Annotated in this window: 17 protein-coding genes; 7 read left to right on the top strand and 10 right to left on the bottom strand. The window is 63.6% G+C overall.

Going from position 1 to position 18,169, the window contains the following annotated elements:
- Positions 1–9 precede the first annotated feature (9 nt).
- From BUE42_RS08650 to BUE42_RS08635, 4 genes are all read right to left on the bottom strand, one after another.
- A complete protein-coding gene (locus BUE42_RS08650) occupies positions 10–3,870 on the bottom strand; it encodes a response regulator (RefSeq protein ID WP_143171385.1) in 3,861 nt (1,286 codons plus the stop codon).
- 134 nt (positions 3,871–4,004) lie between these two features.
- A complete protein-coding gene (locus BUE42_RS08645) occupies positions 4,005–5,237 on the bottom strand; it encodes a type II toxin-antitoxin system HipA family toxin (RefSeq protein WP_073464277.1) in 1,233 nt (410 codons plus the stop codon).
- Positions 5,227–5,496, bottom strand: coding sequence for a helix-turn-helix domain-containing protein (locus tag BUE42_RS08640; RefSeq protein ID WP_073464275.1), 270 nt, complete (start codon positions 5,494–5,496; stop codon positions 5,227–5,229). The genes BUE42_RS08645 and BUE42_RS08640 overlap by 11 nt, the downstream gene beginning before the upstream one ends.
- A gap of 81 nt (positions 5,497–5,577) precedes the next feature.
- The gene (locus BUE42_RS08635) at positions 5,578–6,081 is read right to left on the bottom strand and encodes a nuclear transport factor 2 family protein (protein WP_073464273.1); all 504 of its coding nucleotides are present in this window, start codon (positions 6,079–6,081) and stop codon (positions 5,578–5,580) included.
- A gap of 181 nt (positions 6,082–6,262) precedes the next feature.
- Between BUE42_RS08635 and BUE42_RS08630 the strand changes: the two genes are divergently transcribed.
- The 4 genes from BUE42_RS08630 (at position 6,263) to BUE42_RS08615 (ending at position 11,154) form a co-directional block, all read left to right on the top strand.
- Positions 6,263–7,774, top strand: a complete 1,512-nt coding sequence (locus tag BUE42_RS08630) for an FAD-dependent oxidoreductase (RefSeq protein ID WP_073464271.1) — start codon at positions 6,263–6,265, stop codon at positions 7,772–7,774.
- A 110-nt stretch (positions 7,775–7,884) separates the two neighbouring features.
- Positions 7,885–8,793 (top strand): LysR family transcriptional regulator, encoded by a 909-nt coding sequence (locus BUE42_RS08625; protein WP_073464269.1) that lies wholly within the window; start codon positions 7,885–7,887, stop codon positions 8,791–8,793.
- Between the two features lie 139 nt (positions 8,794–8,932).
- The gene (locus BUE42_RS08620) at positions 8,933–9,793 is read left to right on the top strand and encodes an NmrA family NAD(P)-binding protein (protein ID WP_073464267.1); all 861 of its coding nucleotides are present in this window, start codon (positions 8,933–8,935) and stop codon (positions 9,791–9,793) included.
- Between the two features lie 53 nt (positions 9,794–9,846).
- Positions 9,847–11,154, top strand: a complete 1,308-nt coding sequence (locus BUE42_RS08615; protein WP_073464264.1) for a serine hydrolase domain-containing protein — start codon at positions 9,847–9,849, stop codon at positions 11,152–11,154.
- Here BUE42_RS08615 and BUE42_RS08610 read toward each other — a convergent pair.
- The 3 genes from BUE42_RS08610 to BUE42_RS08600 all read right to left on the bottom strand — a co-directional run bounded on the left by BUE42_RS08610 (position 11,106) and on the right by BUE42_RS08600 (position 12,780).
- Positions 11,106–11,654: a GyrI-like domain-containing protein gene (locus BUE42_RS08610; protein WP_073464262.1), complete on the bottom strand. Its 549-nt coding sequence runs from the start codon at positions 11,652–11,654 to the stop codon at positions 11,106–11,108. The two genes, BUE42_RS08615 and BUE42_RS08610, sit on opposite strands and share 49 nt — an antisense overlap.
- A gap of 130 nt (positions 11,655–11,784) precedes the next feature.
- Positions 11,785–12,228: a DUF4826 family protein gene (locus BUE42_RS08605; RefSeq protein ID WP_073464260.1), complete on the bottom strand. Its 444-nt coding sequence runs from the start codon at positions 12,226–12,228 to the stop codon at positions 11,785–11,787.
- A gap of 69 nt (positions 12,229–12,297) precedes the next feature.
- Positions 12,298–12,780 carry a DUF1203 domain-containing protein gene (locus tag BUE42_RS08600; protein WP_073464257.1) on the bottom strand — a complete coding sequence of 161 codons (483 nt, stop codon included), beginning with the start codon at positions 12,778–12,780 and terminating at the stop codon, positions 12,298–12,300.
- Positions 12,781–12,984: 204 nt separating this feature from the next.
- Between BUE42_RS08600 and BUE42_RS08595 the strand changes: the two genes are divergently transcribed.
- From BUE42_RS08595 to BUE42_RS08585, 3 genes are all read left to right on the top strand, one after another.
- Positions 12,985–13,320 (top strand): KTSC domain-containing protein, encoded by a 336-nt coding sequence (locus BUE42_RS08595; protein ID WP_143171384.1) that lies wholly within the window; start codon positions 12,985–12,987, stop codon positions 13,318–13,320.
- Positions 13,321–13,550: 230 nt separating this feature from the next.
- A complete protein-coding gene (locus BUE42_RS32035) occupies positions 13,551–14,159 on the top strand; it encodes a hypothetical protein (RefSeq protein ID WP_143171383.1) in 609 nt (202 codons plus the stop codon).
- Between the two features lie 63 nt (positions 14,160–14,222).
- Positions 14,223–15,068: a hypothetical protein gene (locus BUE42_RS08585; RefSeq protein ID WP_143171382.1), complete on the top strand. Its 846-nt coding sequence runs from the start codon at positions 14,223–14,225 to the stop codon at positions 15,066–15,068.
- Between the two features lie 79 nt (positions 15,069–15,147).
- On the opposite strand, the gene BUE42_RS31530 is transcribed toward BUE42_RS08585, so the two are convergent.
- From BUE42_RS31530 to BUE42_RS08570, 3 genes are all read right to left on the bottom strand, one after another.
- Positions 15,148–15,981, bottom strand: coding sequence for a restriction endonuclease (locus tag BUE42_RS31530; protein WP_083613982.1), 834 nt, complete (start codon positions 15,979–15,981; stop codon positions 15,148–15,150).
- Entirely contained in the window at positions 15,978–17,027 is a 1,050-nt protein-coding gene (locus BUE42_RS32030; RefSeq protein ID WP_143171381.1) for a hypothetical protein, read from the bottom strand. The genes BUE42_RS31530 and BUE42_RS32030 overlap by 4 nt, the downstream gene beginning before the upstream one ends.
- A gap of 316 nt (positions 17,028–17,343) precedes the next feature.
- On the bottom strand, positions 17,344–18,150 hold the full coding sequence (locus BUE42_RS08570; protein WP_073464245.1) for an alpha/beta hydrolase: 807 nt from the start codon (positions 18,148–18,150) through the stop codon (positions 17,344–17,346).
- Positions 18,151–18,169: the final 19 nt, after the last annotated feature.

Raw genomic sequence — 18,169 nt, 5'->3', positions numbered from 1 at the left:
CCCCCTCCTTCAGTGGAGCTGCACCGAGCGGCCATCGGCCGCCGCACGCAGCGCTTGCAGCGCGAGATCGAAGTCGTAGTCGTTCAGCGCCCGCTGCACCGCAGTGGCGGCACCGGCCCCGAACTCGCCTTCGAAATCGTACGCGAGTCCTTCGAACCTGGGGGCGGCATCTGCGCTGCAGTCTTCCATCAGGCTTGCCAGCAGGCGCAGCTCTTCAAGCCATGTTTCGAGCGGGCGCCGCGGCCGATCGGCTGCCGTGCCTTCCGGGGCCGGCAAGCCGGCGTCCAGCACCTTGGCCGCCGCGTCGAGCGCCAACTGCAGGCTTTGCAGCGCAGGCTCCAGGTCGACCAACGCAGCGCCTTGCCGCACGGCCGCTTCGAGTTCCGCCGCCGATTGCTGCACGCCTCGCAGCCCCAGGTTCCCCGCGACGCTCTTGAGCGTGTGGGCCTGTCGTTCGGCGGTCGAGCGGTCGGCGGCCTGCAACGCCAGCCGGATGCCCTGCGGGACCCGCGGCTGCTCGTCCCGAAAACGGCGCAGCAACTTCAGCAGCAGCGTCTCGTTGCCGTTGACGCGGCGCCTGGCTGCTTCGAGATCGAAGCCCTGCAGCGTCGGCAAGGTGGTCGACGATCCGGCGTTGGAAGAACTGGCCTTGGCCGGCGACGGCGCTTCCGTCGCGAGCTTCTGGTGCAGCCAGCGGCGAAGCGTGCCATACAAGGCCGGTGGCTCGATCGGCTTGGACACGTGATCGTTCATGCCGACGTCCAGGCAGCGCTGGCGTTCCTCCTTCATCGCGTGCGCCGTCATCGCGATGATCGTCAGCCCGCGGAAGCGTTCGTCGGCACGCAGTTGGCGGGTGGCTTCGTAGCCGTCCATGACCGGCATCTGCAGGTCCATGAACACCAGGTCGTAGCGGCCCGGCTCGGCGGCCTGGATGCGCTCGATCGCCTGCTGCCCGTTGGAGGCGATGTCGGCCGACACACCCGCTGCCTCGAGCAGCTCGGTCGCGATCTGCTGGTTCGTGTCGTTGTCTTCGACCAGCAGCACGTGCGCACCGTCGAACCGGGGAACGCTGCCGCGTGCCGGCGCCTGGGCTGCCATGTGTTCGGGCGCGAACACTTCGACCAGCGCGTCGATCAAGGCCGACCGATCGAGCGGTTTCAGCAGGAAGGCATCGACGCCGGCCGCCTCGGCCGCGGCGCGCACTTCTTCGCGCCCGAACGCGGTGGCCAGGATGACGCGGGGTGGTTCCGGCAGCGCCTCACGCGCGCGCAGCGCGAGTTCGATGCCGTTCAGCCCGGGCATCTGCCAATCGGTGAGCAGCAGCTGGAAAGGCGGCGTGGCCGCCGCGAGCATCTCCAGCGCTTCCTTGCCGCCCGACGCCGCCATGACGTGCACCGGCAGTCCCTTGAACGCGTCGACGAGGATGTAGCGGGCGACCGGGTTGTCGTCGACCACCAGCACCCGCAGGTCGTTCAGCGCCTCGGGCACCACGCGGGGCGCGCGGGGAGGCGCGTCGCTCGTGGCCAGCCAGCAGGTGAAGCTGAAGCGGCTGCCTTCGCCGACCGCGCTGTCGACCCAGATGCGCCCGTCCATCATCTCCACCAGGCGCTTGCAGATGCTCAGGCCCAGGCCGGTGCCGCCGAAGCGGCGTGTCGTGGAGCCATCGGCCTGCGTGAAGGGCTGGAACAGGCGGGCCGCCTGCTCGGGGGTCATGCCGATGCCGGTGTCCCGCACGCAGAACTGCAACTGCACGCGCCCTGGCGATTCCGCGAGGGTGCGGGCCGACAGGTGGATCTCGCCACGTTCGGTGAACTTGATCGCGTTGTTCACCAGGTTGATCAGGATCTGGCCGAGCCGCAGCGGGTCGCCCCGCAGCCCGCGCGGCACCTCGGCCGGCACGTCGAAGAGGTATTCGAGGTCCTGCTCCTGGGCCTTGGCGACCGTGACCGTCGCGAGGTTGGACAGCACGTCGTCGAGGTTGAAGTCGACCGTCTCGACGTCCAGCTTGCCGGCCTCGATCTTCGAGAAGTCGAGGATGTCGTTGATGATGCCGAGCAGCGCCGTTCCTGCGTTGTAGATCTTCTGCACGTAGTCGCGCTGCTTGGGCGCGAGCTCGGTGCGCAGCGCGAGGTGCGACATCCCGATGATGGCGTTCATCGGCGTGCGGATCTCGTGGCTCATGTTGGCCAGGAACATCGACTTGGCCTGCGTCGCGTCTTCGGCGGCGGCCTTGGCCTGCTCCAGCGCGCGCTCGTCTTCCTTCTGCGCGGTGATGTCGACCAGCCAGCCCAGGATGCCGGCCTTGCCTTCGTATTCGGTCGGCAGGTAGGTGGCCAGGATGTCGCGCTCCAGGCCGTCGGGGCCGTTCATCCTCAGCTCGTAGTTCCGGACGATGCCGTCCTTCTGCAGCGTCGCCATCATGCGGTCGCGGTCGGCCAGGTCGGCGTAGGTGTCCGGCCGGTCCGATCCCGTCAGGCGGATGAGTTCGTGGGTGCGCGGGTTGGCGAACCGCACCGTGCCTTCCACGGAGATGGCCACACCCACCGGCGCGGTCTCCAGAATGCGGCGCAGGCGCTCGCGCTCGCGGTGGAGTTCGGCGAGCTTGGCCTCGAGCTCTTCGGTGCGATGCGCGACTTCGCCTTCCAGCGTGGCGTTCGCCTGCGCGAGATCGTGCGTTGCCGACAGCAGCCGCTGCCGCATCGACTCCTGCGCCTGCGCCAGGTGAGCCACCTCGCGCCATGGCGTGACGACCTGAACCGGCTGCTGCAGTTGCAGCTGGCCGATGCGGCTGCTTTCTTCCGACAGCTGCTCCAGCGGCCGTGCGAACTGGCGCGCGATGCGCGTGGCGAGTGCGGTTCCGCTGGCCACGGCCAGGGCGCCGAGCAGCAGCAGCATGGCGGCGCTGGCCCATTTGTCGGGGACGAAGTCGGCTTCAGGTGCCGCGACGGCCAGCAGCACCTGGTTCTGGCCGATGACGCTGCGCCGCACGAGCGCATACCAGTGGTCGCCCTGGCTTTGGTAGCGCAGGTCTTGTCGCTCGTCGGCAGCTCGCCAAGCCTGGAGTGCATCGGCGAGCGGGGCGACGCCGAGCTGCCCCACGTCTTGCAGCACGCTGGACCGGATGCCCTCGTCGGAAGCGAATCGGTCGTCGCGCGGCAGCCCCATCACCCGGCCATCGGGATGAAGGATGGCGGCCATGCCGTGGCGCCCTGCGACCACTCGCGTGGTGAAGCGCGACAGGTCGAGCAGGCGCACGTCGTGGCTGATGACGAAGCGCTGGCCATCGGTACCCGTCCAGCGCGCAGCGGCCGTGATGCCGGGCTCGCGGGTGGTGTAGAAAACGTAGGGCGCCGTCCACGCCACCTTGTCGTCGTCGGGGAGCGCCATCGCGGCCGTGAACCACGGGCGTGTGCGGGCGTCGTAGTCGAGCTCGCGCGCTTCGATCCTGGTCAAGCGCTGTTGCTGATCCCAATGAAGCCAATAGGCGATCTTTCCCCACTGGTCGGGGTTGGTCAGGCGATTGACCCAGGTGCCGTCGGCATTGCGCAGCAGCAGGATCTCGCGGCCGGTTTCGCTGGCGAGAAGCACCGAGCTGATTTCGCCGTGGTTGGCGATCACCGAGAAGAAGAGCTCGTTGAAGCGCAACAGGTCGTCGAGGCTCGCACTGCCATGGCGACCCCAGTCCCTGGAGGTGCGCAACGTGGTCTCTACGGTGCCCAGGAGCTGCTGCGCGCGGCCATCGAGTTCGGCTGCGGCTTGCTGCAACTGCGAGTGGGCCAGCTGACCCACGGCAGGCCTGACGATGACGTAGAACGCGCTGAGCGCAAAGACGAGCAGGACGGCAATGGCCAATGCCGAAATGCGAAACACCAGCGCACTTCGGATGGACCTTCTGTCGCGATTGACGGTCGCAGCGGCCACGCTCACTCCCTGCTTTTGCGGCGGAGTATGCGGTAGCAGGGTGAACTGCGCCAGCCTCTTGGCGCAGGCGCGGGGCTGGGTGGCTAGGGCGCGTAGTGCAGGCCTGTTTCCCAGGCCGCCGCCATCGTCTGCAGCAGTGGTGCGGGCACGCGGGCGTCCTGCCGCGCGTCCTGCAGCGTCTGCCGCATGGCCTGCGCGATGCGCTCGAGCACCTGGGCGGGTTGGCTGACGCCGCAGACGCGCCGTCCGAAGTCGTGCAGCTCTTCGACGGTGGGATAGGCCTTGCTGCCGTGCCTGCCGGCGAAGAGCTTGAGCGCGAGCGTTCTGTCTTCCAGCTCGGGCCCACCCTGGTAGCGCGTGTAGCGGTAGATGGAGGTCGTCACCACGTCGAACAGGGGCGACAGCCACGCCTGGCTCTCGCTGCGGTAGAGCACGCCGAAGTTCTTCAGGTGCGCGTCGCCGTTGCGCACCATGATGCACAAGGCCACCTGCTCGAAGAAGCGATGCAGGTTGTCGGCGTGCAATTGCAGCTGGCGCAGCAGCTCGGCCACGCGCTGGTAGCTGCCCTGGTACTTGCGGTCCGACAACACGTCGCGCACGCGCAGGCCGGCCAGCGCGGCGATGTCCTCGAAGCCCAGGCGTTCGATGCGGCCATCGTCGTGCGTGACGATATCGAATCGATCGAGGATCAGCATCTGCCCGTCATCGGAGAGCGAGAACTCGGGCACCTGGATGCCTGCGCGCCGGGCTGCGCAGAGGCAGAGGAACTCGTTGGCCGCGAGACCCGGATAGGACGGGCCGGCCGCCTTGACGATGAGCGAGGGCACGGCCACGGTGGGCCGGTCGGGCACCATGATCTTGGGCTGCATGCCTGCGATGCCGGCGCCGGTGCTCAGGTACGCGGCCACGAGCTCACCGAACACCTCGGGCGTGTACCGCGTGCCGAGCAGTTCGGCCTTGCTGATGACCCGAGGAGCGGCCACGTCGGGGGCGCCCGGCAGGCGGTAGCCCAGGCGGCCGATGCCGTTTCGGCCAGCCAGCGCCAGCAGGTGCATCGGCGTCATCGGCTGCTTGGGGAACAGCTCGCGGATGCGCATGAACAGGTCGCCCTCGGGCAGGTTCTGGTCCATGGGGGCGAACAGGTCGCCGTCCTGCCAGGTCAAGTTCTGCATCGGCAGCATGAGCAGGGCCACCGTCGCTTGCGCCGGGTCTGGCGCGAGATAGCGGAACTCATAGGCGGACGCCTTGAGCAGCTGCCCTGCATGGGACGCCTCACCGATGTCGACGTCGAGTGCGCGGATCTTTTCAGGGAGCATCGTCGTCGTCCTGGAACCGGCGCGAGACTTCATCCGCGGTGGGCAGCCCCACCCGCTCGAGTCGCAGTGCGAGGCCCAGCGCACCCAGCACGGCCATCAAGGACGACACGGTGGTGTCTTCGCCGGCTTCAAGCCGGTAGACGACTTCCCGGACTTTTCCGGCCTTCTCAGCCAAGGCGGATTTGCTGAGGCCGAGTGCCTTCCGCTGCGCGACCAGTGCGCGGCCCAACTCATCCGGAAGGCGAATACTGTCAGTCATGGCGTGCAATTGTAGGGAAACTGCACGAAAATGGAAGTTATAGCTTGCAGATTTCTGACGCCACTGGGCTCGCCTCGGCTGCTAGTGGTGGCCCTCGATGCCTCCTGTGTCGAGTCGGCCATTGAACGCGGACAGGTCCAGCCCTTGCGGGGAAAGCGAAGTGCCGCGCAGATCCAGCGGGCCCAGGTAGCGCAGATGCAGGCTGCGCTTTGCGAAGCGCCAACGCCCGCCGTGTTTCACCAACTCGTCGCGGTAGAAACCGATGGCCATCCAGGGCGTTGCTTCCTTCGATTCCCGGCCCTGTTCGACCAGGGTGCTGACGGCCGAAGCCTCGCTGTCGCCGCGCAGGGTCACGACGAGGCCGGAATTCAGCTGTACCAGCAGTTCCTGCCGCTCCATCGATTCCCGCAGCCCCTTCAGGATCGCGTCGCGACCTTCGTGGCGGAGGTTCACCGGTGCCAGCACCTCCCACAGCGCGGACGGTTCGAAAGCGTCGTGCAGCAGAGAGAGGTCGCGCAGGTTTACCGCCGCGTGCCACGCGTCGACGCGTTCGCGGATCTGGAGATTGTCAAGAGAAGTCGTCATGGCGTAGATGACAGGGTAACGTCAACCACCAAAGTAGCGCCAGTTTCCTTCGGTGATGACCGTGGTTTTGCTCGGTGACATCACCATGCTGCCGGCGCTCACGCAGCAAGCCCGGACAGGCACGACCCGGCGGGCTCGACAGAATCCGGGGCGACTCACCACCGGCCCACCACCGACTCACATGCCCCACCCCACCGCAGACGTCGCCATCATCGGATCCGGCATGGGCGGCGCGACCGTCGCGCATGCATTGGCGTCGACCGGTGCGCGCATCACCGTGCTGGAGCGCGGGGTTCAGATTCCCGCGGCACCCGAGAACAGGGACCCACGAGCGGTCTATCGCAGCGATCACTTCAAGTCCGACGACTCCTGGTTTCGGCCGGACGGCACTGCGTTCGCGGCGGGCAACCATTTCAACGTGGGCGGCAACACCAAGTTCTATGGGGGCGTGCTGTACCGGTTGCGTGAACGCGACTTCGACGGCGTGGCCTACCCCGAAGGCGAGTCACGCGCATGGCCCATCCGGTATGCCGAGCTCGAGCCCTGGTACCAGGCGGCAGAGCGCCTGTACCAGGTGCGCGGCGACGCCAGCCAGGACCCTACCGAGCCGCCTCGCCAGGCACCGCTGCCGTTCCCGGCCGTACCGGACGAGCCCGCCATGGCCGAAGCTCGCAGGCGGATGCAGGCGATCGGCTTGCATCCAAGCGCGCTGCCACTTGGCATCGACTTGAAGACGTGGCTGAGCCATGGCAGCACCGGATGGGACGGCTTCCCTGATGCCCGAGAAGGCAAGATGGACGCCGAGAACGCCGCGCTCATCCCGGCGCTGGCCAGCCCCAACGTCGAGCTTCGAAGCGGCGCCAAGGTCACGCGCATCCTGTTTGCGCCGGATGGCAAGCGTGCCACCGGCGTCGAGTTCGAATCCGGCGGGCAGGTCCACACGCTGCGGGCCGGCCTGGTCGTGCTGGCTGCGGGGGCCATTCCCAGCGCAGGAATCCTGCTCGCCTCGGACGTGGACAAGACCATCAACCGGTCGGGCCAGGTCGGGCACAACCTGATGGCCCACAACCAGAGCATCGCGATCGGATTCGACTGGCGATTCAGGAACGATGCGGTCTACCAGAAGACCTTCGCCATCAACGACTTCTACCTGGACGACGGCGCGGGTGGCCCGCCGCTCGGCAACATCCAGTTGCTGGGCCGGGTGGATGGCGCCATCCTGAAGGCCGGGCTTCCTCGGGTGCCGGAGTGGCTGCTGGGGCAGGTCAGCCGGCACACCCTGGACTTCTTCCTGAACAGCGAAGACCTGCCGGACCCGCGCAACCACGTTCGGCTCGACGGCAAGCGGCTGGTGCTGGATTTCCAGCACCGCACGAACCTTTCGACGCACGACAGGTTGAAGGCGCGCTGGAAGCAAGCACTGGCAGAGGCCGGGTTCAAGCGCTCGGTGTCGATGCTGTTCGGCCGAGACGGCCCCGGTCACCAGTGCGGCACCATCCGCATGGGCGCCGACCCGACGGACTCGCCGCTGAACGGCTGGTGCCAGGCACACGACTGCGCCAACTTGTTCGTGACGGACGGGAGTCCGTTTGCTTCGGCGGCGGCGGTCAACCCGGCGTTGACGGTTGCTGCGCTGGCGTTGAGGGCGGCGCAGCGGATGCGGGGGGAGATGGGGGAAACGCTCGGGTCCTGATGCTGACCATCGACCTGCCGGTCGACGGGGGGCTCGCTCAGGTCTGAGCGCACATGGAGCGGTCGTCGTTGGCGATAGGATGGCCAACACCCCATGGAAGACAACTGCGCATGGCCAGCTTCGACGAACGAGTCCTGAACGGCATCAGTGTGTTGTCCGCCATCGTGGACAGCGGTGCGTTTGCGCGAGCCGGCGAGATCCTGAACATGTCGCAGTCGGGAGTCAGTCGCTCGATCGCGAGGCTCGAAGCTCGGCTCGGCATCCGTTTGCTGGATCGCACGACCCGATCCGTCGCCCTCACCGATGAAGGCAGACGCTTCTACGAGCAAGTGATGCCGCTGCTGACGGGCTTGGAGGAAGCTGCTGCGTCGGCGGCACTAGGCACCACGGCCGTTCGTGGGCGCCTCAGGGTCAATCTCGATCCGTACTTCTCGCGTTTGATCCTCGGCCCGCGGCTCGGCGCGTTCCTTGAGAGCTATCCACAGTTGCAGCTGGATCTCGTCACGACGGACCGCCTTGGCGATTTGGTGGGCGACGGCTTCGACCTTGCCGTGCGTTTCGGCCACCCTCGTGCGTCGTCCCTTGTTGCGCGCAAGCTTCTGGACACGAGGATGTTGACCGTCGCGGCTCCCGCGTACCTCAAGCGCCATGGCCATCCCAAGGACCCGCACGAGCTGGAAAGTGGTCACCATGTCTGCATCCAATTCCGTGACCCGGAGTCTGGTCGCCCCTACCCCTGGGAGTTCCACAAGCGACGCAAGAAGCTCGTCCTCGAGACGACCGGTTCGCTGACGGTCAACGACGCAGGCACGCTGTACAGCGTCTGCCTGGCCGGACATGGAATGGCCCAGGTCATGGATCTCGGCGTCTCGCCGATGCTGGCCGATGGGCGACTCGTGGAGGTGTTTCCGGACTGGCCCGACGAGCGGTTCCCGCTGTACGCCCTGCATCCGTCTCGGCACCACCTGCCCGCCAAGACGCGGGCGTTCCTCGACTTCATCATCGCGCTCCTTCAGTAGAGGCACTGGCTGGCAGCGCCAGCCTTCTTCGATGACGGCGTGTCATTTATCAAATGACACTCATGTCATTGAAGTATCAGCCCGCCTCGATGAGACTTCTTGCACACCGGCAATCGTCGCAGTGCACAAGGAGTCTCGAATGTATGCAGTCACAGGAATCACGGGTCAAGTTGGAGGTGCCGTTGCGCGTGCACTCATGCGCAATGGAAAACGCGTGCGTGCCGTCGTGCGCGACGCGAAGAAGGGTAGCGATTGGGCGAGCGAAGGATGCGACGTTGCCGTCGCGGATCTTGGCGACGCCAACGCCCTGAAGGAAGCATTCGCCGGCGTGGAGGGGGTGTTCTTTCTGCTGCCGCCGGTCTTCGATCCGTCTCCCGATTTCGCTGAGACCCGTCGAGTCGTTGCAGCTGTGCGCGAGGCCCTTGACGCAGCGCAACCGGGCAAGGTCGTTTCCATGTCGACGATCGGAGCTCAGGCACGGCAGCCCAACCTGTTGCAGCAGCACCGGTTGCAAGAGGAGAGTCTTGGGACCTTGGCGTTGCCCATCACGTTCTTGCGCGCCGGCTGGTTCATGGAGAACGCGCTGTGGGACGTTGCATCCGCACGCACGACCGGTGTGATTCCCAGCTTCCTCCAGCCACTGGACAAGCCCATTCCCATGGTCGCCACGGAGGACATCGGGCGAGTGGCGGCCGAGTTGCTTCAGGAAACCTGGCAAGGCAAACGCGTCGTCGAACTGGAGAGTGCGCGAGTGGCACCCAACGACCTGGCGGCCGCGTTCTCGCGCGTGCTGGAGCGCGATGTCCGGATGGATGTCGTGCCCCGCGCAACCTGGGAGGCGCTGTTCAGGTCGCAAGGAATGAAGAACCCGTTGCCGCGCGCGCAGATGCTGGACGGCTTCAACGAAGGGTGGATCGCTTTCGAAGGCGACGCCTCGAGCATCCGCAAAGGAACGGTTTCCCTGGACTCCGTGGTGCGAGCGCTGGTCGCGCGCGCCTGAAGCGAGTTCAAGAGTCTCACTTCAACGCTCAAGGATCATCGGAGTCTACGAACATGCATCAAGAAATCAGTCGGCGCAGCTTGCTCAAGGGTGCGGCCACATTCATGGCGCTGCCTGCAGTCACAGGGTTGGGAAGCGGCCAGGCCCTGGCTGCAGGCGGAATGCCAGGCGTCCCGCGCCTTCACAAAGCTGCGTTCGGATCCATCGACCGAGCACTTCAGCGTGCCGTCGACGCCAAGCAGGTCGCGGGCGTGGTGGCCCTGGGGGCGAACGACAAGGGCGTCATCTACGAGGGTGCCTTCGGTCAGCGCGATGCGGCACGGGGTCCGGCCATGTCTCTCGACACTGTCTTCTGGCTCCTGTCGATGACAAAGGCTGTGACCGCCACGGCCTGCATGCAGCTCGTCGAGCAGGGCAAGTTGCAGCTGGACGAGCCGGTCGGCAAGCTGTTGCCGGATCTCGCTTCGCCGAAGGTGCTCGAGGGGTTTGATGCGTCAGGCGCGCCAAGGCTTCGCCCGGCGCGTCGACCGATCACCTTGCGCCACCTGCTCACCCACACGTCCGGCCTCACGTACAGCAACTGGAGCGACAAGCTGCCGCAGTACGAGAAGTTCACGGGCCAGGCTGACATCGCAGAGAGCAAGAACGGCGCATTCGCCGCACCGCTCGAGTTCGATCCCGGCGAGCGCTGGCAGTACGGCATCGGCATGGACGCGGTGGGCAAGATCGTCGAGGCCGTCAGCGATCAGTCGCTCGAGGTCTACTTCCGCGAGAACATCTTTGCGCCGCTCGGCATGACCGACACCGGGTTCCTGATCAGCAGCGCGCAAAGGCGGCGCACGGCGACAACGTACAGCCGGCAAGCTGACGGCTCGCTGCAGCCGCTGCCGTTCGAGATGCCCCAGCGTCCGGAGTTCTTCTCGGGCGGCGGTGGCCTGTTCGGAACGCCCCGCGACTACATGGCATTCCTGCAGATGCTGGTGCGCGATGGCACCTTCCGGGGCGCTCGCATCCTCAAACCCGAGACGGTGGCGGCCATGCGTCACAACCAGATCGGCGACCTCAACGTCAACCCCTTGAAGACGTCCGCGGCCATGTGGTCGAACGACGCAGACCTGTTCCCGGGAATGCCGCAGAAGTGGGGTCTGTCATTCGACATCAACACTCGACCGGGCCCGAATGGGCGCAGTGCGGGCAGCATCTCCTGGGCCGGCCTGCTCAACTGCTACTACTGGGTCGACCCGGTGAAGCGAGTTACGGGAACGGTGTTCACACAGGTGCTGCCCTTCTACGACCCCGCCGTCGTGAAGCTCTACGGCGACTTTGAGAGGGGCCTGTACGACGGCCTGAGTCGGACCTGATCGGCAATCCTGATCGACAGCTCGACGTCCCAAAGAAGCTTTCTCGGCTCGACGCGATGATCGGTCAGGTAGGCCTCGTACCTGCAGGCATACGACTCCGCACGGTCGGCGACCAGTGGATCGAAAGCAATTCCCGAATCCTTGGCCCACGTCATCAGGGCCTGGTTGCCGCGAAGCCCGTTGCCCCGGTAGACCAACGTGGCATACCTCCCGGCGGGAAGGACGCCCGGCTTGATGCGCTCATCACCTGGCAGAACGGAGCTCGTCATCAGGCCGACTTCCACCTCCATGATGCTTTTCATGTCGCAGTGGTAGTACCTCAGGAAGTACGGTGCCTGCTCCGACAAGCCGTTTTCATGGGCCCACTTCCGCAGTTCCTTCAGGGCCTTCGTGACCTGGGCGAACATCCCGCCGAACGGGGTCTCGAACCGCAATCCGAGGTAAGGCCTCTCCGGCTTGTCGACGATCGAGGCGGGGCCGATGACGTTCTCTGCCTTCATGTCTGGCCTTTCTGCCTTGCCTCGGCCTGCCTCAGGATTGAGCCAGTTCTGCCGGGCACGCCTCGAAGACGACGAACGAGGTTCACTCGAATCGACATGTTCCGGCAAAGGGGCTGTTCGATCGCTGGAGTCAGGCCTCGTCTTCTTCCCACGCCTGCGGATCGCTGACCCACTCCAGCAGCAGTTCAGCTCTTGACGCCAACATCGGCGCAAGCTCCTCGTCTTGTTCGCCTGAGCCGATGCGGAGGGTCGGGTGCTTTTCCCCGCGCGCCATGTACTGAGCGGCCTCTTGCCAGAGGGATGCAATCGCCCGGACTGCATCGCGTGGGTTGCTGGCTTTGCTGGCGGATACATGGTCGTTCGGCATGTCTCCGGAGACGGCCCACCAACCTGTGAAGCCGGGAGCGGCCATGCTCTCGACGGCCCAGACGGAAACATACGGGGCGACATGCCAAGCGGGCTCGGCCGAAATCTCGCCGTGCGCCAGCCCTTCTCTGCGCAGGTAGTCGGCGACCTCCTTGCGGCGCTCCGTGCACCACTGGGCCTCAATTTCTGGATCGTCGTAGTCGGGCATTGATGCGGTCGGGCGTGTTGCAGGGAGACAGGAGCTGCGCTCTGAAGTCGGAGCTGTCTTCCGGACATCCTAAGCGCTGTGCTGGCGCTCCACCCGGCACGCGAAGCAGCCGCGCTTGGCGAAATGCAGGTGGAGGTAGGCGACTGCGGCGTTGCTGAAGACGCGCTCGATCTCTTCGGCGATTTGCGTGCCCTCGCACACGCTGGCGTCGATGATCGCGTGGGCGTTGTCGTAGGCGCGCACGGAGAGCAGGCGCGAGCTCAGGTAGGGCGGCACTTCATCGGCAGGCAGCACGCGCTGCACGGCGCCGCGGCGCACGTAGATCGGGCCGGAGGCGCGGTAGGGGCTGGCGGCGGGTTGGTGCTCGTAGGGGAGCAGGAGCAGCTCGTCGCCTTGCTGGGCGTCTTCGAGGCTGATGCGGCAGGGGTAGCCGGTGTTGGCGGTGGCGATGTGGCGCTGCGCGCCGTGCTCTTGGGCCAGGGCTTGGTCGGAGAGGGTGAAGAGCGGGGCGAACTCGGAGGGGGGCAGGGCGATCAGTTGGAAGTGATGCATGGGGGGCGTCCGGGTGTGGGGAGCTGGCATCGTCGTTGTTGCGCGATGTGTGGGCTCGCCGATTTCGGACGTGGAGTTCTGAAGAGGCGAATCCCTGATTTCATCTGAAATGGGGAAGGGATTTCCTGCTTCAGAGCGCAATGGCGGCTGACAGACTTGCACCCAAAGTTAGGGGGTCGCATGGGCAGGATGACTGGCTTCTTGATGATCACGCCGCTTCTTCTGGCGTGCGGGCCTGCGCTGGCGGAGACGGTGCTGGTGAAGTACCACGGGCCGGTGACGCTCGATGCCTTCGTCTGCGCCGAGGTGAATGAGGGCAGTGACGTCACCCGGATCTGCTACGACACGGCCGAGCGCTACATGGTCATTCGCCTGCGTTCGACTTACTACCACTACTGCGAGATTGACCCCGGAACGGTAAAGGGGCTGCGCTCAGCGGGATCGAAGCGGCAGTTCTTCGAGGCGCGAATCAAGGGCAGCGGGAGCGATGGTCCGTTTGATTGCAGGACGCATCCGATTCCGAAGAAGTATCGGGTGTGAAGCTCGCGGAGCGCGGCTGATCCCAGCGCGCTTACTCTTTGCGAAGAACTCTTGGAGACAAAATGCATTGCGTTCGAAGGCTGCTGCTTTGCTCGTTGATCGCCACCGCGGCTGGGCTTGTTGCTTGCGGTGGAGGTGGCGGTGGAGGCGCGGGCAGTTCCCAGTCCGACCAATCGGCTGAGGGTGTCTATGGTGGGACTCTCAATGGAAGCGCGAGCAGTGCCTTTCAGTTGCTGATTCTCGAGAACGGAGAGTTCTGGTCGATGTACGGAACGCAGACATCCACTGCGTTCGGAATCGCCGGCTTCATTCAGGGCTCCGGGAACTCCAGCAACGGGAGCTTCACGTCGTCGAACACGAAGGACTTTGGGTTCGCCCCGGCGATCGCTGCGTCGACCAATGCCACCTTCAACGCGGCAGCGAAGACGATTTCCGGGACGCTCACGAGCACCGCAGGAGCGGTCACGTTCAATGGCGGCCCGATAGCGGGATCGCTCTACGACTACAACGCTGCGGCATCGCTGAGCACCGTTTCCGGCGCCTGGACGGCGACGAGTCTTGCGGGTGAAAGCATCGCTCTGAACATCCAGCCGGCGGGTTCGTTCACCGCCACGTCTGGTTTGGGGTGCAACTTCAGTGGAACCATCGCTCCACGCGCCTCTGGGAAGAACGTGTTCAACGTCTCGCTGACCTTTGGCGCCGCGCCTTGTGCGCTTGCGGGGCAGAGTGCTACCGGGATTGCTGTGGCGTACCCACTGTCGTCGGGACGCACGCAGCTGCTCGTTTCTGTTGTCGATTCGGCGCGAACTTACGGTACGGCAGTTTTCGGGACTCGCTGACCATGTCCGGCTTGAGCAAAAGCGAGGTGAACCTCGCGCAGATCAGATGACACGGAGGAGCCTGTGATTGAAATCGTTCGACGCCTCAATGGGCAGCGAGCCACATCGGAGTCTGGAAGCGCGCAGGACCTGCTGGAGCGCCTGGTCGTGGAGACGGTGGCCGCCAACTACCGGCACTTCAGCCATGAACTGCTGGTGCGTGCGCGAGAGCTCGAACGGGACAACGCCGATCCGAGGGATGCGCGGTACTGGTGCGATCCACCGCTCTTTCATCGCGAGCGTCAGTTGTCAGCATTGGTCGGCCACGCGTTCTCGACGATTTGCCCGGTTTCGGATGTTGAATATGGAGTTGCCCGCACGCATGGGGGGGCGAGTTACAAAGGACGAGTCGACTACTTCGGTCTGTTCATGCACCGGGCTACGGCCTTGGAGTTGAAGATGACGACCGTGGCCATCAACGCCAAGAGTGAACTCCGCAAGGTCAAAGGACGTTGGAAGGAGGTCGACGAACAGGCCAAAAATGCGCTCGCCTACATGAAAGATCCAAAGCATCAAAAGCTGACTTATCCCGATCCCATGTCAGTCGCGTTGCTTGTCGTCCGGCTCCATCGAGGGAAGTGGTCGGGCAGGCGGCTGTCGAAGAAGGACTCCGAGATGCTGGGAGGTGACGAGCGGCAAGAGCAATTGCGCAGCGCAAGGCAAAAGTTCACCAACAGTGCAGAGGAAGATGTTCGCAATGCCGCGAACCTGCTTCGAAAGGCCTGCAAGGCTCGATTCGTTGCGACATATGTGCCTCCGCTCGAAATGCGGGAGTACGCTGGGCAGGACGATGAAGATGACTTGTTCCGCATCGTCTCGGGTGTGGTGTTCTTGGCTTCACCGCGCGTCAACGTCTCGTCGCGGGAGTAACTGCATGCGCATAGGGTACGCAATCTGCAGTTATTCAGCCAGCAGGGAGCTTGCGCATATTGTATGGTCGCCGAAGCACTCAAGAAATACTCGGGATCGAAGCAATCTCAGAATCGATCAGATTCGAGAGCGCCTGAGCATCGACCCTACCTATAATACTTGAACCGAGGAGATCGTAGAGGTCAGAGGCCTCGAAGACATAGATGCCGGCACGCTCCGCAAGGCGACGCACGGTGCTTGGCATTTCGTGGGTAGTCAAAAGCAAAAGAGCAGCTGGAGCATATGGCAAAAGCTCAAGCTCTTTGTAGCGCTTGTCGACGGTGGAAAATATTTTACTCACGAGAAGTTCGCTGGTTCCTACCAACTCTCTTACGGCATTGGTGCTAACTCCGTGAGTGATATAGTGTTTTGCTTGGGCGATCCAGACGAGTTTATGGGACACCGCTCTTGAAAGGGAAGGGGCCACGCCACGATATCCAAAGGCATCGACACCTTGATCGTGAGATCTTGGTGTTCTAAATACGGCTTCGCAGCTTAGCCGTTTAAGCACGATAGCCGCGAGATCTTCGAACTTTTCTGGGTCAATGCCTTGCAAAGCATCTTGGAAAATTAATCGCTTGTCGACCGGGTTGGTTCGCCGACCCTTCACAAGATGGCCCTCTCCTAGAGGATCGACAATGTCAAATCGGATAGATAAATCCTCTGCTATTCGGGAATTGTATTCGCCAACAAGGTCGCCTCGAAACTGATTTAGTCGTTTCTCTAGAAAGATGGATATAACTTCGGCTGAGTACCACTTTCCCAGATACGACTCGATGACAACTTCGAGCTTCTGCTTTGGGGATTGGGGCGAATACTCGCAGAGGAAATAGGCAAGGGTCTCCTCTCCGATTCGTTGAAGCTGCTCGCTCATTTCTCTTTCTTCGCCAAGCTTTTAAGCCCCTCCAACGTGCTAAGTATCTCGTTCAGGAGTTGAAGCTCCTTAGTACCGAAAGAAGTCGCTTGCGCAACGCCAATTCTACCGAGTTCCGCATCCACTGATTGCAAGATTGCCAAAGGCGAAGCCGCCGCCTTGGTTCCTTCCGCGATCCGAATGGCATCTAGAAGACTTTGTTCAGGATCTAATAGCGACTCGAAGGCGTGCGCATTGCTCACAATGAGCTTCAGTCTGCGAACGTCAGAATACGTCGTCAGTTTTGGCTCGTGCTTCGCGTCGCCAGTAACAAGTTGGAAGAACTGTCGGGCCAACTCTCCATCGATGAAAGTGGTCTCCTCGTGAGACCAGCCGAACCTCTCGCGAACCTCCGGTGATGAGATCATTTCATGAAGTAGGCGGTAAAAATCTGGCTCCGCCTTGTCTCCAAATAGCTCATCCTGTTCCATAAACTTCAGTGCTGCAACTGCCCTGTATCTCCGCGCAGCTTCGACAGAAGAAATACCCAGCATCCCTCCGATAGCCTTGAAATCAAGATTCTCCTCGTCCTTTAGTTCTGCAACGAGTAGTGCTTGTTGATACGCTCCCCACTCCTTCGGCCCTGCAATGTGCCTGATCCCCATAATTACGCGCTCGGCGTGTCTTAGATCTTTCCCGGATGATTTCAGAATGGCACACGGAATTTTGGAGAATAAGCGCTTTTGCTCCTGACTTAGTGCCAAGACGCCTTCGCTGGATTCTTTAAGCAGCGACTTCAGGGATGCGATGCGCCGATTTCCTTCGACTACGACAAAATATCCTGACCCGTACTTGTACGGAGCAAGTATAACGCGCTCCATTGGAACGTACCCATTTGTCAATATTGAGTTCTTCAGTTCGTCAAGCTGATAGTCTCGTTCCAGCTTCTCCAATGTTGCCGTTTGAACCTTCTCTTCGTGGAACCTGGTGACTACCTTTTTCTTGAATTTCTTCTGATCCCAGAAGCGGTAGTTGTTGGGGTCCAATAAAATCTTTTCGATTGCCACATCAGCGGACTGGAAATCGAAAGGGCTCGTGGTTGTATTCGCCGTCTTCGAGCTACTAGCCATGGTTTGGTGCGATGCGTGAGTGTTTGGTCGGGCTCGATGTTAGACGCAGTTCCGCTGATTCGCTGAGAACTTGCAACCATCCTAAGCCCGCCACGACTTGAAGTGACGGAGCGAGGCGGAGCAGAAATTGATGTCGCCGTCGCGTGGGCGACCGATGGCTGAAATGCGGCCGAAACCTTGGCTTCATGGCCGCAACTGCTGCAAGCAGCTACTCGGTCTTTGAGGCAACACGTCTCACGGGTGGCTTCCGCGCTCAGCCAGTGCCGGTCGTGTGCATTGCCGCTTCCAGAATCACCCCCGCAATCTCCCGCGGATGACTGATCAACGACACATGGCTCGACGCCACCTCGATCGTCTTCGCCTTCATCCGCGCAGCCACGAACCGCTGCAACTCCGGCGACGTCGTCCGATCCTGCGTCGACACCGCATACCAGCTCGGCTTGCTGCGCCACGCGGCCACCGTGGTGCGTGACGCAAACAGCGTCTCCGCAATGCGCCCCTGCAGCGCATACAGCACGCGGGCCTTCTCGGTCGGCACGTCACCCGCGAAGTCACGCAGAAACGCCTCTTCGCTCAACTGCGCAAACCCACCCGACTTGACGAGCCCGGCGCTCGCCGGCGGCGTCGGGAACTTGGCGGCCAGCGCGCCGTAGTCTTCCCCCGCACCGGGCGCTCGCGCCGCCACGTAGACCAGCCCCACGACCTTCGGGTCGACACCCGCCTCGCTGATCACCGTGCCAGCCCACGAATGGCCGACCAACAGCGTCGGGCCGTCCTGCAGCGCCAGGATGCGCTGCGTGGCGGCCACGTCGTCTGCCAGCGATGTCAACGGGTTCTGCACCGCCGTGGCGCGCAGCCCGGCGCGCTGCAGCAGCGCGATCACGTCGGACCAGCACGACCCATCGGCATACGCGCCATGCACGAGCACGACGTTGCGCATGCCCGGCGCAGGCATCGCTGTCGTGGGTGCCGATGCCGATTGAGCCGCAGCAAGGCGAGCCGTGGCAGCAAGGCCGACGGTCGCGGCGACGCGGGTGGAGAACTGGCGACGAGTGAACATGCGGATTCCCGAGAGTGAG

It is taken from the genome of Rhizobacter sp. OV335 (assembly GCF_900142965.1).
Lineage (GTDB): Bacteria > Pseudomonadota > Gammaproteobacteria > Burkholderiales > Burkholderiaceae_C > Rhizobacter.
Note: the sequence above shows the minus strand (reverse complement) of the source record. Positions and strands in the feature narration are given on the sequence as shown.